This window comes from Sphingomonas sp. DC4900, from assembly GCF_049896485.1.
In the GTDB taxonomy this organism is placed as follows: domain Bacteria; phylum Pseudomonadota; class Alphaproteobacteria; order Sphingomonadales; family Sphingomonadaceae; genus Sphingomonas; species Sphingomonas aquatilis.
Window position 1 is genome coordinate 66,220 of the sequence record NZ_JAFCUK010000016.1, and the last position, 12,141, is coordinate 78,360.

General features: G+C 62.5%; 17 protein-coding genes. All 17 read right to left on the reverse strand.

What is annotated here, in order from left to right:
• Positions 1–73 precede the first annotated feature (73 nt).
• Complete coding sequence (locus ACP690_RS15580) at positions 74–376, reverse strand: hypothetical protein (protein ID WP_426261522.1); 303 nt, start codon at positions 374–376, stop codon at positions 74–76.
• Between the two features lie 12 nt (positions 377–388).
• The gene (locus ACP690_RS15585) at positions 389–832 is read right to left on the reverse strand and encodes a Bbp16 family capsid cement protein (protein ID WP_426261521.1); all 444 of its coding nucleotides are present in this window, start codon (positions 830–832) and stop codon (positions 389–391) included.
• A 15-nt stretch (positions 833–847) separates the two neighbouring features.
• Positions 848–1,885, reverse strand: coding sequence for a major capsid protein (locus ACP690_RS15590; protein ID WP_426261520.1), 1,038 nt, complete (start codon positions 1,883–1,885; stop codon positions 848–850).
• Between the two features lie 37 nt (positions 1,886–1,922).
• The gene (locus ACP690_RS15595; protein WP_063685037.1) at positions 1,923–2,834 is read right to left on the reverse strand and encodes a hypothetical protein; all 912 of its coding nucleotides are present in this window, start codon (positions 2,832–2,834) and stop codon (positions 1,923–1,925) included.
• Positions 2,835–2,935: 101 nt separating this feature from the next.
• Positions 2,936–3,091 (reverse strand): hypothetical protein, encoded by a 156-nt coding sequence (locus tag ACP690_RS15600; RefSeq protein ID WP_426261519.1) that lies wholly within the window; start codon positions 3,089–3,091, stop codon positions 2,936–2,938.
• Entirely contained in the window at positions 3,078–3,389 is a 312-nt protein-coding gene (locus ACP690_RS15605) for a hypothetical protein (RefSeq protein WP_063685035.1), read from the reverse strand. Before ACP690_RS15605 ends, ACP690_RS15600 begins: the two co-directional genes overlap by 14 nt.
• On the reverse strand, positions 3,386–5,521 hold the full coding sequence (locus tag ACP690_RS15610) for a portal protein (RefSeq protein WP_426261518.1): 2,136 nt from the start codon (positions 5,519–5,521) through the stop codon (positions 3,386–3,388). The genes ACP690_RS15605 and ACP690_RS15610 overlap by 4 nt, the downstream gene beginning before the upstream one ends.
• Before the next feature lie 8 nt (positions 5,522–5,529).
• On the reverse strand, positions 5,530–7,023 hold the full coding sequence (locus ACP690_RS15615) for a terminase (protein WP_151895431.1): 1,494 nt from the start codon (positions 7,021–7,023) through the stop codon (positions 5,530–5,532).
• Positions 7,002–7,310 (reverse strand): DUF5681 domain-containing protein, encoded by a 309-nt coding sequence (locus tag ACP690_RS15620; protein WP_426261517.1) that lies wholly within the window; start codon positions 7,308–7,310, stop codon positions 7,002–7,004. The genes ACP690_RS15615 and ACP690_RS15620 overlap by 22 nt, the downstream gene beginning before the upstream one ends.
• A gap of 96 nt (positions 7,311–7,406) precedes the next feature.
• Positions 7,407–7,970: a hypothetical protein gene (locus ACP690_RS15625; protein ID WP_426261516.1), complete on the reverse strand. Its 564-nt coding sequence runs from the start codon at positions 7,968–7,970 to the stop codon at positions 7,407–7,409.
• A 549-nt stretch (positions 7,971–8,519) separates the two neighbouring features.
• Positions 8,520–8,675, reverse strand: coding sequence for a hypothetical protein (locus ACP690_RS15630; protein ID WP_426261515.1), 156 nt, complete (start codon positions 8,673–8,675; stop codon positions 8,520–8,522).
• 35 nt (positions 8,676–8,710) lie between these two features.
• A complete protein-coding gene (locus ACP690_RS15635; RefSeq protein WP_426261514.1) occupies positions 8,711–9,100 on the reverse strand; it encodes a hypothetical protein in 390 nt (129 codons plus the stop codon).
• Between the two features lie 132 nt (positions 9,101–9,232).
• Complete coding sequence (locus tag ACP690_RS15640) at positions 9,233–9,406, reverse strand: hypothetical protein (protein ID WP_426261513.1); 174 nt, start codon at positions 9,404–9,406, stop codon at positions 9,233–9,235.
• Between the two features lies 1 nt (position 9,407).
• On the reverse strand, positions 9,408–10,019 hold the full coding sequence (locus ACP690_RS15645; RefSeq protein WP_426261512.1) for a hypothetical protein: 612 nt from the start codon (positions 10,017–10,019) through the stop codon (positions 9,408–9,410).
• On the reverse strand, positions 10,016–10,396 hold the full coding sequence (locus tag ACP690_RS15650; RefSeq protein ID WP_426261511.1) for an HNH endonuclease: 381 nt from the start codon (positions 10,394–10,396) through the stop codon (positions 10,016–10,018). The genes ACP690_RS15645 and ACP690_RS15650 overlap by 4 nt, the downstream gene beginning before the upstream one ends.
• Positions 10,393–11,745, reverse strand: coding sequence for a replicative DNA helicase (locus tag ACP690_RS15655; protein ID WP_426261510.1), 1,353 nt, complete (start codon positions 11,743–11,745; stop codon positions 10,393–10,395). The genes ACP690_RS15650 and ACP690_RS15655 overlap by 4 nt, the downstream gene beginning before the upstream one ends.
• Positions 11,742–11,903 carry a hypothetical protein gene (locus tag ACP690_RS15660; protein WP_426261509.1) on the reverse strand — a complete coding sequence of 54 codons (162 nt, stop codon included), beginning with the start codon at positions 11,901–11,903 and terminating at the stop codon, positions 11,742–11,744. The genes ACP690_RS15655 and ACP690_RS15660 overlap by 4 nt, the downstream gene beginning before the upstream one ends.
• Positions 11,904–12,141: the final 238 nt, after the last annotated feature.

Genomic DNA, 12,141 nt, shown 5'->3' on the forward strand with positions numbered 1-12,141 from the left:
TGCTGTTGGTTGTAGGCCATCGTCCGCCCTTATTCGGAAGGTGGAGGGGGCAGCATCGCCACCCCCTCAGTCGTTACAGAGCCGGTTCGTTCGCCGCCTTAATAGCCGCGATCAGATCCTTCTTGCTCATGCCCGAGCCATCGACGTTCTTGGTCAGCGCAAGAGCGCGCAGAGCCTCGATCGACTGGTTTTCGAGCGGTACGTCCGGCGACACCTTCTCGGTCGAAGCCTGGATCGCATGCGCGTCCTTGGGCTTCACTTCCGTCCAGTTGCCGTTCGGTTCGGCATCCGTCACGAACACGTCACCGGCCTTGTGATAGGCTCCGGCAGTCTGCACGTCTTCCGGCGACGTGTATGCCTTGGGGTTCTTGCCCATGTCATCCGCTCCTTACAGGACCTGGTTGGTCTGGTTGCCGGCCGTGATGCCCGCGGTGATGCGCCCCAGCGTCGGGGCCGTGCCGGTCACCGTGTAGAACAGGCGGTGGTAACGGCGGTCGGCGCCGATCGGGATTTCATCCGGCAGGATGTGCGCCGCTCCCGACTGGAGCTGGGCCAGCGTGTACGGGCCACCAGTCAGGACAGTCGTGGCGTTCTGCGTGAACGCAGCATCGTCGGCGACCTGATAGCCCACGGTGAGGCTGGTCAAGTTGTTGAACGATTCCACGACGCGGATGGCCAGCGGCACTTCCTCGCCCTTGCCCATGTCGCGGCGCAACGGCGAGGCAGCACCATAGACGGTGCCGGTCGCGCCGGTATCCCAGACGTTGGTGGATGCGGTGGTGCCGGTGACCGGCTGGCGGTCGGAGAAAAGCTCCGTGCGATCGAAGATCATGGTTCCTGTATCCCCTTACGCAGCCGCAACGACGCGGGCTTCCGCGCTGATGAGGCTGTCGGTTTCGCGGATCGGCATGGTGCGGTAGGTCAGCACCTCCTTGCCGGCGAGTTCGTCGGGCGTGAGCCGGATCTTGTTGTCCGACGCGCCGCTGTTGGTCTGGAGCGAGTCCAGATATTCGAGGATCATGCGGTTCGCGTAGATCACCGTCTTGCCGCCGCTGACCATGCCGCCGTTGCCGATCTTCATGTTCCGGCGGCTCTGAAGCTTGTAATACGCCTGGCGCATGAACTTCATCAGGTCGACAGAGCCTGCTTGAAGCGCCGCGGTGCTGATGTTGGCGACGCGGGCGTTGAAGCGCCAGTCACCGACACGGCAGCCGAGGTGCTGACGGAACAGCTCTTCCTTGGCGAAGTACGGATTGCCGAGGTCGTCCAGCACGCGCTGACGGCCCATATCCTCGCGGCTGACACCGGCGGTGGTGCCTTCCGGGTAGATCAGCGAGGTCTGGTTCTCGCCCCAAGTGATGAAATAGATGCTGTTGTTGTCGTTGCCGGTGCCGCCAGCATCCACGATCTGGTTGCCCGCGCCCTGGCCGCCGATCGCGTTGTAGCGGGCAGCGATGCCCTTAAAGCGCTCGGGGGTCGTCGCCGTGTCCGAGTAGAAGAAGTTCGTCGCCGCTTCCTGCGACATCGCTTCCAGAAACGGCTGCGCTTCCGACATGCGTACCGCGGCGGGGTTCTTGCTGATCTCCAGCAGGCGCTCATCGACGGTCGACAGACCTTCGAAGAAGCCCGTGGTGTCCTCGACCTGCGTGGTGGTCGACTTGCCCTGCGGGATGCCCTGATAGAGGCGACCCCACGTCACCGGCGGCAGGCCGGTGCGGATGGTCGAAAGGTGCTTGGTGCCCTGGTTCGCCTCGATCATCACCGCGTCTTCCATGAGCGGGTTGATGATGTTCAGCGCTTCGATGACAGGCACGATGTTACGATTGCCATCGGACCGGCGGTAAACGTCCGCCAGCCCGAGGAAGCTGTTGCCGATGGTAGCCAATCTGGCCTCCTATGATGGGTGGTGCGCTGGTCGCGCGTCAGTTTCGAACGTCGTTCGGGTAGAGCTGCGCGGCGACGCTGACCGGTGCGGCCTGGGCGTTCGGCGCTTGCCCCCGAGCATTGGGAGGGGTCTGCTTCGCTGCACGGACGCCCTGCATCCGACCCTTCATCAGACCGTCGTACTTTTCGGCCTTAGCTTTCCAGTCCGCGGCCTTGCGAAGCGCGAGAATGTCGTTGGCACCCGCCTGGGCCATGAGTTCGGGCGTATAGCCCAGCTCCGCACCGATGGCGGTGAGCCGGGACTGTTCGCCGGCAGCCTTCGCCTCATCGAACCACTCAGGGTACGCCTGCCGAAGCTGCTGTGCTTCGGCCTGCGCCCATTGCTGCTGCTGGGCGTCGAGCTGCTGTCCTGCCTCCGCGCCGATGCCGCTGATCTGCTGCATCAGTTGCTGATGCTGGGCTAGATCATGCTCATACTGCGCGTTGTCGCGAGCAAACTGCTGCATGTCGTCGTAGTGGCCGGGGTTCGGCCGCTGCGGCGCATAATGCGAGGCGAAGGCTTGCAACTGCTGTGCAAACCGGGCCTGCGCTTCGGCCCCTGCGCGTGCTGCGGTGGCTTCCGCCTCCCGCTGGGCATTTGCGGCCTTCGTCTGACCCGCCTGAAGCTCTCCCTCACGACGTGAGAGGATGCCGCTCAACATACGCTGGGCTTCCGGGGGAAACTGCGCAAATTGGGCCTTCTCTTCGGCGTTCAAACTGACGGGGGCGTCAATGGCCGGCTCAGCCGGTTCTAGCCCTTCATCAGCACCACCCTCTGGCATATCGCCTTCGGGAATCTCGTTGTTCGTCGGATCAGGGGTCGCGCCATCGGTAGTCGTGGCGGCGTTCTCGACCTGATCGGGCGAACGCGCGTCAACGGCTCCCGATGCGTCTGCATCGAGTGGGCTCATTTTCGCTATGTCCTGAAATGCAAAAAACCGCCCCGGTATGGGACGGCTTGTGGTTCGCGCGTTACGCGATGTTCAACGGCTGCCAGAAATGGTTAGCGACGTCAATATACCTTCGGCAAGCGGCGCCTGATTTTGTGGGCCAGCGATTCCCGCTTGTCGTCTTCCTCGATCTGCAACCGCTCTGCCTCGCTTACGTAGCGCTGCGCTTCGATCAGGCGGCGGTATGCGTCGGGAAGGACGTAGTCAGTACCTTGCATAGCGACGCGCTTCAGGTTCTAGGCGAGCGATATCGCCAGCGCGCGTCAGCTCAGCCTGCGCAGCCTTACCGTCCATCATGATCGAATGGATCTGGTTCTCGACCTCGCGAGTCACCCGCAGCGCGATCGACAGGTTCTGCACGGCGGTAAGGGCGCGGCCTTCCATGGGCTTCACGGCCTCGTCCGTCAGCTTTGCCATGTAGTCGGCGCGCAGGGTCGCGAGGGCAGGGGCGACGAAGCGATCCCATGCCAGCTTGGCCGCTTCGGCCTCCGCGATGCGGGTCAGGGCTTCGCTCATTGATCCAACTCCCCACCAGGGCGGTAGGCAGGCAGGCCGCCGCCATCGTCGTTCGCCACTGCCTTCGACCGGGCCATCGTCTGCTCGAACGCAAAGCGCCGTTCCGCCAAGTCCATGTCGAAGTTCTGCCTGCGCACTGCCAATGCAGCCTCCGCATCGGCGCGCTCGCGCTTCAGCTGCAATTCGGCATCGGTCGCCTCGCGCTTGATCTGCGCATCAGCATCCACACCCGCAAGGCGAACCTGCCGATCGGTATCCGCATGGTAGAACTTCAGCTGCTGCTCGCCTGCGATCTTTGCGGCCTCATTCTGAGCTTTCCCCTGCGCCTCGATTGTCGCGGCGTCCGGCTGTCCCTCCGGCTCGGGCGGCAAGGTGCTGGGGTCTTTGATGAAGTCCGTGGCGACGCCGAGCGACGTATCGTCCACGAAGGCCCGAATGCTGTTGAACGCCTCGCGCTCGCCCACCAGCCGCGATCCCGACGCGGCAAGCTGGGCCTGCATGCCTGCCAGCTGCATGCGATAAGCGATACGCTGGTCCTTGCTGCCGGTGCCAAGGCCGACATTGATCTGCATATCCGGGTCTTCAGGCCACTTTGACGGGTCGACCATGCGGTATTGCCCGTCGATTTTCATGCGGAACGGGGCAAGGTGTTGACGCATCAGCCGGTAGCGCTTTCCGAACATCGGCAGCATCAACTGCTCGACCAGGTTTCGTGTGACGTACAGCTCAATCTGGTCCGCGTTCTGCTGGAGCATCGCCATGCCTGACGCGGTCTTGTTAAGCGTATCCGGGTTCATGCCCTGCGATTGCGCCGTAACGCCGGTGCGCGCGTCTCGCTCGCCGCGGATCGCATCCATGGCGGCAAACGACGTGGGCGACGTGTCGTTCTGCGCAAAAGGGGTAGGGGCGATGGCGCCCTTGTAGCGGATGATCGCCCCGGCCCGGACCGTCAGCAGATCATCGATCGTGTCGTCCGTCGTTCCTTCCTGCGGCAACAACGTGCGCGGCGCGTTCGACAGATAGATGCTATCCAGCCCCTGCCGCAGCAGCACAGAGCGGATGCGCTGGATGTCCATGGTCTTGTCCGCCATGGACTGGCCGGTGAAGCGGTGCGCCATCGGGATCGGCGTCCACCCGCTGTAGGGCTGCTCGTCCGCTTCCTTCACGCTCAGAACGTGGTAGCCGATCCGCATGACGTCGAGGCGTTCGGCGACGCCGTCACCGTTGAGGTCGTACAGCGGAAACTCGTGGTGGAGCCACAGTTGCTTCTGCACGCCGACACGCTGACCGACGCTATGGCTGGTCTGGCCGCGTTCTGCATCGCGGGCTGACTGCACGACGCTGTTGTCCTCGGCTGACGACCACAGCGGCTCCACGTCCTCGCGTTCGAACCCGATGGCGATTAGGTCCGACACGCTGACAGGCCGCTTGTCGCCAACGTAGACGGCTTCATCCAACTCTACCGCATCCGCCGCGATCAGGAACCATTCGTTGGGGACGTTCAGATCGCGGATGACCGGCGGCTGTTCGACCAGCACCGTGACACGGTGCGTGGCCTCCACCGGGTTTATTTCAGCCTCAGCCGCGTCGACCGGTTCGAAGTCAACGACCGAATACCCCTCCAGCGTCAGCGTATCGCCGTCCACCTCTATTGCGCCACCTGGGGCCTCTACAACGGTGGGCACCGGCCGCTGTGGGTAAGCGTAGGTCTTGGTGATACCCGTCTTTTCGAGCATGCCAGCCTTCGCCGCATCGTGGATGATGCGATAGCCCGGCTGCTTGCGCATAAACTGGTAGTGGACTGCGGCAGTGGCTTCGGCGCCATAGTCGATCTGTCGCGTCGCCTCCGGGTCTTCCTCGGTCGGCGCCGGTACGTCCTCCGGCTCCGTGTCGAACTCCACCGCCTTGCCACCCGCCAACACAGTTCCAAGGATGCCGACGAGCATGATGTCCGTCACCTCGGCAACATCACGCGTTACAGCCTGCGATCGGCCCTCTTCCTCGTCGCCGTAAGGCTCGCCCTGATAGGCGCGGATCGCCACAGCGCGGGCAGACTCCAGCGTTGTGTCGCGGGCGCGTTCTGCCTCCCCCCGCAAGAAGTTGCGGAAGTCGTCGGGGACAACGGGTAGCATGGCGTCTCCTATGCCGGCGCTAGGTTGCGGCTGCGGTATTCGATCTTGCGAGATGGCTTGGCGCGCTCCATCACAGCGGCGCTTTCGAAGCTCTTGTATCCGTGGCTGAACTCGTCATGCAGCGCGTAGCTCTTGAAGACGCCTTGCTTGTCGTCCCAAGCCTTCCGGTAGTTATCCATGCAGGCGATCAAACGGGCGCATCTCACCTCGTCGAACCAGACCGACGACAGGAAAGCCCGACTAGCGTCGATTCCAGCCTGTTCAGTCTCAATCCGCTTCAGCACGTCGATCGGCCTGATGCCGGCACGCTCGGCATGCACCCGGCGCGGCTCTGCAACATCAGTCAGCGAGCGTTGATCGGCGTCGTGCGGCATGTAGTGCCGGCTGTAGTTGTATCCCTTGCGGTTTAGGACGGCAGCGTAATGGCCGAAACCCTCGCCGCTGTTCTCGTAATAGTCGATTGCGCGGCGCTCTAGACCATGGTCCTGCCAGAACGTAATCGTCATGCTGTCGTTGAGACCAAGATCCCAGGTCGTATAGACCGGGGCATCCATGATCGGGATGCGGCAAATGCGCCCTTCCTTGCGAACCCGGCGCATCTCACTGGCGAAGTAAGCCCCCTCAATGCTGGCTTCGAAAGCCTCTTTAGGCGTCGAGGGATATTCCCTCTTCATCTCGCCGCCCTGCTGCTCGGCCTTCTTGACGTACCAAGCCTTCTGCTCTGGCCGCAGGTGAATGCCGTCTTCGGCTTCAAGTTTGTCGAAATACTCCTGAAATTCGCTCGTAATCGTGACAGGCTCGTACAGAACGTATTCCGCTGCGGTCCACCATGGCGCGAAGTGGAACTTGAAATCGAGCGCCGTCAGCGGCGTGCCGGCGTCCTGCTTTTTCTGCGCCTCTTGCGTGAGCTGGTAGAAGTGGCCGGCCTGCCCCTCGGCCGTGCTTTCAACAACAATACGCTGACCCGCCTGAACGGTGTTGAAGGCGCCGGACTTCACCTCCTTGGCCTTCTCAGGATATTTGGCGCACAGCTTGCCATATTCCGACACGTGCAAGCGCTGAAGCGTCCCTGAGCGAAGCGACGTGCCGACGCGGATGCTCGACCCATTGCTGAACTTCATGCTGTCTGCGGCATCCTGCTGGGCGCTGACGATATCTCGAAATTCCTGCGGCAGCTTGTCATAAGCAAACTTGATTTTATCGGCAAAAAATGCCTTTGCGTCATTTAGGTTATGCGCAATAACCCCAGCGCCGGTGTTTGGAATAAACAGGCAGTCGTCAAGCATGTCGAGCTGAATGACAGTAGTGAACCCCTTTTGCCTTGCCTTCAGAACGATGTCCATGCCGTGACGATTATCAATAAATTCGGCTTGGTCCCCATTCATACAAAAGGGGACGGTGTTACCTTCCTTGTCTTTGATGCGGTAAAATCCATCCGCAAGCCTTGCTCGCTTATCAGGCCAGCGGCGCGCGGCGAGGGTTAGGAAGTCAGACCCAGCCACGCTTTCAACTCATCTGAGAGGTCGCCATTAATGGTGGCGTCGATTTCCTTCGGGATCACACTGGCGATGGCGCGAACATATTCATTCGGCTTTTCTGCTCGCATGATGCGGATGGCATCGATCCCGCCCTCTGCAAAATCATCAAGCAGCGCTTGGCAGAAGTCTTCCGCAAGCTTGGTGCGCGCTCCCTTCGGCCTCCCGTTTGGGTTGCCCGACTGCCCAGGCTGCCAAGGTGGGCGAAGGTTTGGATTGCGCGGTGTTTCCGCCGGTGTATCAGCACCAGCCATGCTTTGCTCCTGAAACGAAAAAGGCCCACACAATGGCGGGCCGGTTGGAAGCGCTATGAGCGCACTGTGACGCAGTGCCAGAAATGCGGGCGAAGTTCAAGCCAGCACCTCCAGCCCTTCCTTAGCCAGCCGCAGGAAAGCCAAGTCGGCTTCCCGTGGCGCCTCACCGCGCCGGTGGGCATAGACAATCCGATCCAACCACGCGGGGCCACAATCCGGGTTCGGATCGATCACCAGCATATCGAACGCGCGGCGGTGATCGCGGGACAGTGCGCGGACCATGGCGAGGCCGTCGTTCAACGCCGCCTCCATGATCTTCTCGCGCTCGGGGTCCATCGGCGTCGACGGCGCACGCGGCTGGAAGCGTGCCAGACTGTCCGGGGTTGGGAAGCCCAGCACCCGCCAATACTGCCCTGCGATTTTGCGGCCGGCGATCATCAGCGACTTGGCGTGTTCACCCGTGCCCAGCAGGCCGGCGGAATAGGCCCGCCCAAGCGCGTCGCAGGTGTCCGTGTCATTGGCGACCAGCTGATAGGCCTGTCGGCGCCGTAGCACCCCTTCACAGGGTTCCACGCGGATAGGCGCGCGGTCGCGCTTGCGCCCTGATGCCGAGCGGCTGCCGAGCGGCTGACCGACACGGAGTTTGTTCTTGCGGCTCATGATTACCCCCTCTCGCCATGAAGCCCCAGAACCCAGCGCAAGACTGGAATGATCTGGGCCATGGATTTTGTAGATTGCCATTCCGCCCAGGCGCTGGAGCGCCAACACCACACGTAGTTAGCGCGCCAGTAGGCAACGCCTAGCTCCTGGCACCAAGGCAGCGGGTATCCGTCAGGACGGCGCATCCTACTCTCCCCGATTATTGGTGTGGGTGGGGTGGGCGACCGGATGGATCGCGAAATAAGGCGCAAGGAAAGCCGAAACCGGCGCTAGGCTATACGCATATGGTCCGCGCGCCACTTCGCGCTGTACGGTGCCTTTTCGGCAGGATTTGACCACCTTCGTCTGTTGGGTCGTCATGCTGCGTCTCCCTGATGTGCGTGGCTGGTCATAGGGGGCGCCTCCATGACTGCATGCGCGCATCCCGGCCGAAGAACGGATTGGTGATCTGGTAAAAGTCGATGCCGGTTTCGCCCCTGTCCTCAGCGAAAGCCCAGACCCGCTCAGGCCGTTGATCCAGCCGGCGGACGCGGACGTAAGCGTTCTTCCTCATGCGCCTTCCCCCTCTCCCGCGGGCTTCGTATCGGTGGGGGTGGCGAGCGCACGATGCCATGCCTTCAGATCGCGGCCGGACACCTCGAAGTTGATCGGAATGATGTCGCGATCGTGCAGCGTCTCAACGCCATCGGTGGGGGCGCCGATCATCGCGAGAACCTTCGCTAGGGCCTGCTTCTCTCCCATCACTTCCTCCCGGTGTCAGGGGTGGAAACAGGCTCGTAGGTCGCGTCGAAAATATCCGGCTTGCAGGGGTAGCGTTCACCCTTGACGCCCGTGATGATGAAGTCGCCAGGGCATACGATGTGGCCGCCTTCGAGGGTGTCGATCCAACCATGGTTATGGTAGACATCACCGCACTGTGAGCATTGGCGATCGCCGGGGCACTCAGGCGTTCGGTAATATCGAACAACCTGTCCTTCCCAGCCGAGTGCCTGCGCCTCGCTGCCGGTCCAAGTGCGATGTTCGCCGCCCTCGAAGCCATCCACGTTCTTGGCGTAATCGTCCGGATGGTCTCCGTTCATATGCCACTGCGCCGCTTCGATCACGACCGGCTTCTTGCGGTACTGTCCCATCTTCACTTCCTCCCGATATGCAAATGGATGAACCCGACTGTGTTAGGGCGCGTCCTGACGGACCGGGCTTTCGCGGCTGCGCCGTCGAGCCGCTGACGCGTCTCGCCCGTTCCGGCTTCAATCCCTCGCGCGTCACGGCTTGGCCGGCTGCCAGTCGATGATGTCGAAGGCGTAGTTTGCGGGGTACGCACAGTCCCCAATCGACCAGCGGTACGACGATGGCTTGATGCCGCGCGCGACAGTGCCGTTGCGAAAGCGGACGTCGACCAGCTCGCGCCGCGGCGGGGTGCCAGTGTTTGCGGGCACTTCATGCCGTCCTCTGCCGACGCAGGATTTCCTGCACCAAGTCGGTAGGCTGGTTGCAGTTCGCACCGGCCGGCAGCGATCGCGGCTGAAGCTCCAGCGCCTTCTGAAAATTCTCCGGGCTCTTCAGCAGCCAGCCGATGTTCGCGGTCCACCCACGGTCGTTCTTGCCGCAGTGGAAGTCGCTCGCAGCGATGTTGCTGATCGCCTCGAATACCTCCGCTTCGTCATGTTCCTTCAGCCTCAGGCTCAGGGATTTGCGGCGACCGGCATCGAGGGGCTTGGCAGTGGTGGCGCCTCGCTTCCCCGGCCCCTCGTTCCAAGCCTCGACAACGCGCTGGGCAAGGTTCGAAGGCGCTTCAGCGCCAGTGGTGGGGTTAGGAAGGGGGTTAGAATATATATCATTGGGGGAAACCTCAGGGGAGGAGGTCGCGTCAGACCTGACGCTTTCTGACGCTTTCTGACGCTTGCGTTCCTCGTATCGTGCTTGGCGGATCGCCCCCTTTGACCGCGTTTCAAACGGCGCAATACAGCTTTCCATGTCGACAATCGCGGCGACGATCGCGTCGTGGGGCATTCCAGCCGCCAGCATGTGCTTGACCGCTTCGGCTATCATCGCAGCCACTCCTCAGGCGTCTTGGCGCCTTTGCTTGTGTTGCAAATGCGGCAGACCGCTTCGAGGTTATCGGGGTCGTTCGTGCCGCCGCGGGCGAGCGGAATGATATGATCGCAATGAAGGTCGCCAGTGCTATGGCAGTACGCGCACCGATGACCGTCGCGAGCCAATATCCGTGCGCGGAGTTTCCGCCATTCCCAGTCGGATAGACCAAGCGCCGCGCGCCGCTCGGCATTCCTACAACGAGCTTTTGGCTTTGCTGCCTCCTCGGCGTCCTGAGCCGCGACGATGCGCTCGTAGTGCTCGACTACGGAAAGCATTTGCTCGGCCGTGAGGCCAGCGGCCAGCATGGCGCGAATGTTGTCTGCAGTAATCATCCCCGCACCGCCTGGAACCGCGTGAAGAACTGCCCCTTGCCGCTGCCAGTGCGGCCGTTGCGGCGCTTGGCGCAGATGAACTCGATCTGGTTCTCGACCGCCGCCAGCGCCATTTCCCAATCGGCCCGCTCGGCGGTGCCTTGCTCGGGCTGGTTCTGGCGCAGGTAGTATTCCTCGCGGACGAGGAAGAGGACCGCATCGGCATCCTGCTCGATCTGCCCGCTGTCACGAAGATCGCTGAGCTGCGGCCGGCGATCGGTACGCTTCTCTACCTCACGGGACAGCTGAGCGAGGGCGACAATGCCTACCCCCACGTCCTTCGCGATGGCCTTCAGACCTCGGCTGATTTCGCTGACGGCCTCATAGGCGCTGCGACCCTTCGTGTCGGGCGAAAGCAGCTGGAGGTAGTCCACCACCACCAGTTCAAGCTCGTGGCCCTGAGCGGCCATCCTTCGGGCGTGGCGGCGCACCATCATGCCGAGCCGACCGATCGTCAGCTTACCCGTGTCGATCACGCGGAGCGGCATGTCTTCCAGCATGCCCATGGCAGCCCCGACAGCGCGGATTGTGGCCTGGGTCGGGTCATCTGCAAGGATGTCGTCCAAAGGTACGCCACCTCGGCCGTCGAAGCACAGATCGCCAGCCATGCGGCCCGCCAGCTCTTCGCCGCTCATTTCGAGGCTGACGAACAGGACACCGTGCCCGCCCTGAGCAGCGCCCAAGGCATAGGACAGGGCCGCAGCCGTCTTCCCCATGCCAGGGCGCCCAGCCATAATGACCAGCTGCTTTTTGCGGATCGGGCCAAGCAAGCTATCGATCGACGGGATCGTACCGGACTTTACGCCCTTCTTCGGCTGGCCGAAGCTGTCCATGAGCTTGCCGACGCATGCGGCGCCAGTCAGCTCAACGGCGCTCTGTGCGTCGTAGGTGGCTTCAACAATCGCGCTGTCGGCAGCGTCGATGATCTGCTCGACGGTCGCTTCGCCGTCCTTCGCCATGTCGGCGCTGGCGGTCAGGCCACCCACCAGCCGGCGACGCTTCGCCAGTCGTGCGATGAGGCGGGCCGTATCCAGCGTCGGCGTTGCGGCGCTTTCCGAAACGATTAGCCCCGCAAGGAAGCGATCTCCGCCGATGGTGGCGTATCCGCTGTGGCCATTGAGCAGCGGGCGCAGCGTCACCGGGTTGGCGGCGCGGCCTTGGCTGTGTTCCGAAACGATAAGACCGTAGGTGTGAGCGAGGAACGGGTCGGCAAAGTCCTCAGGAGCGAGGATGTCGGCAACCGCGTCAATGCGCCGGTTGTCATAGACCAAGCCGCCGATCAGGGCGTATTCCGCCTCGATCGCGCTCATTGCTCCACCTGCTCAGCGATGCGCGCCATGATGGGCTTGATGATCTCGCCAATGGGGCGGGGCTCACCAGCATAGCTGCCCTCAACAGTGACGATGGCGCCCTCGATCGACTGATCGCGCTCGATCACGATGCGTTCGATGTAGCGGTCGTCCGCCATGTCGAGGTTGGCGACGAGAAGGTCCGTCAGCGGCTTTTCACGGTTGGCGATGTCCGACTGGTAGTTGAGGCCCAGGCGGATCGTCAGCGCGACAGGCTTATGAACGGCTGGCGAACCGTAGTGTCAATCGGCGTCCAAAAAGGACCCCCTATCGGCGTGCAAAAGGGACCCCCTTCGTCGAGCAGCGTAACGGGTATGACGGGCGCACTGTTCGTGCTGGTTGCGGCGTAGGGCGGGC

What these genes read in the sequence shown, in the direction of transcription:
- ACP690_RS15655 (WP_426261510.1), bottom strand. Translation starts at nt 11,745, where the DNA reads ATGAGCGCGATCGAGGCGGAATACGCCCTGATCGGCGGCTTGGTCTAT.
- ACP690_RS15620 (WP_426261517.1), bottom strand. Translation starts at nt 7,310, where the DNA reads ATGGCTGGTGCTGATACACCGGCGGAAACACCGCGCAATCCAAACCTT.
- ACP690_RS15630 (WP_426261515.1), bottom strand. Translation starts at nt 8,675, where the DNA reads ATGATCGGCGCCCCCACCGATGGCGTTGAGACGCTGCACGATCGCGAC.
- ACP690_RS15585 (WP_426261521.1), bottom strand. Translation starts at nt 832, where the DNA reads ATGATCTTCGATCGCACGGAGCTTTTCTCCGACCGCCAGCCGGTCACC.
- ACP690_RS15650 (WP_426261511.1), bottom strand. Translation starts at nt 10,396, where the DNA reads ATGATTACTGCAGACAACATTCGCGCCATGCTGGCCGCTGGCCTCACG.
- ACP690_RS15595 (WP_063685037.1), bottom strand. Translation starts at nt 2,834, where the DNA reads ATGAGCCCACTCGATGCAGACGCATCGGGAGCCGTTGACGCGCGTTCG.
- ACP690_RS15625 (WP_426261516.1), bottom strand. Translation starts at nt 7,970, where the DNA reads ATGAGCCGCAAGAACAAACTCCGTGTCGGTCAGCCGCTCGGCAGCCGC.
- ACP690_RS15605 (WP_063685035.1), bottom strand. Translation starts at nt 3,389, where the DNA reads ATGAGCGAAGCCCTGACCCGCATCGCGGAGGCCGAAGCGGCCAAGCTG.
- ACP690_RS15610 (WP_426261518.1), bottom strand. Translation starts at nt 5,521, where the DNA reads ATGCTACCCGTTGTCCCCGACGACTTCCGCAACTTCTTGCGGGGGGAG.
- ACP690_RS15600 (WP_426261519.1), bottom strand. Translation starts at nt 3,091, where the DNA reads ATGCAAGGTACTGACTACGTCCTTCCCGACGCATACCGCCGCCTGATC.
- ACP690_RS15580 (WP_426261522.1), bottom strand. Translation starts at nt 376, where the DNA reads ATGGGCAAGAACCCCAAGGCATACACGTCGCCGGAAGACGTGCAGACT.
- ACP690_RS15635 (WP_426261514.1), bottom strand. Translation starts at nt 9,100, where the DNA reads ATGGGACAGTACCGCAAGAAGCCGGTCGTGATCGAAGCGGCGCAGTGG.
- ACP690_RS15645 (WP_426261512.1), bottom strand. Translation starts at nt 10,019, where the DNA reads ATGATAGCCGAAGCGGTCAAGCACATGCTGGCGGCTGGAATGCCCCAC.
- ACP690_RS15660 (WP_426261509.1), bottom strand. Translation starts at nt 11,903, where the DNA reads ATGGCGGACGACCGCTACATCGAACGCATCGTGATCGAGCGCGATCAG.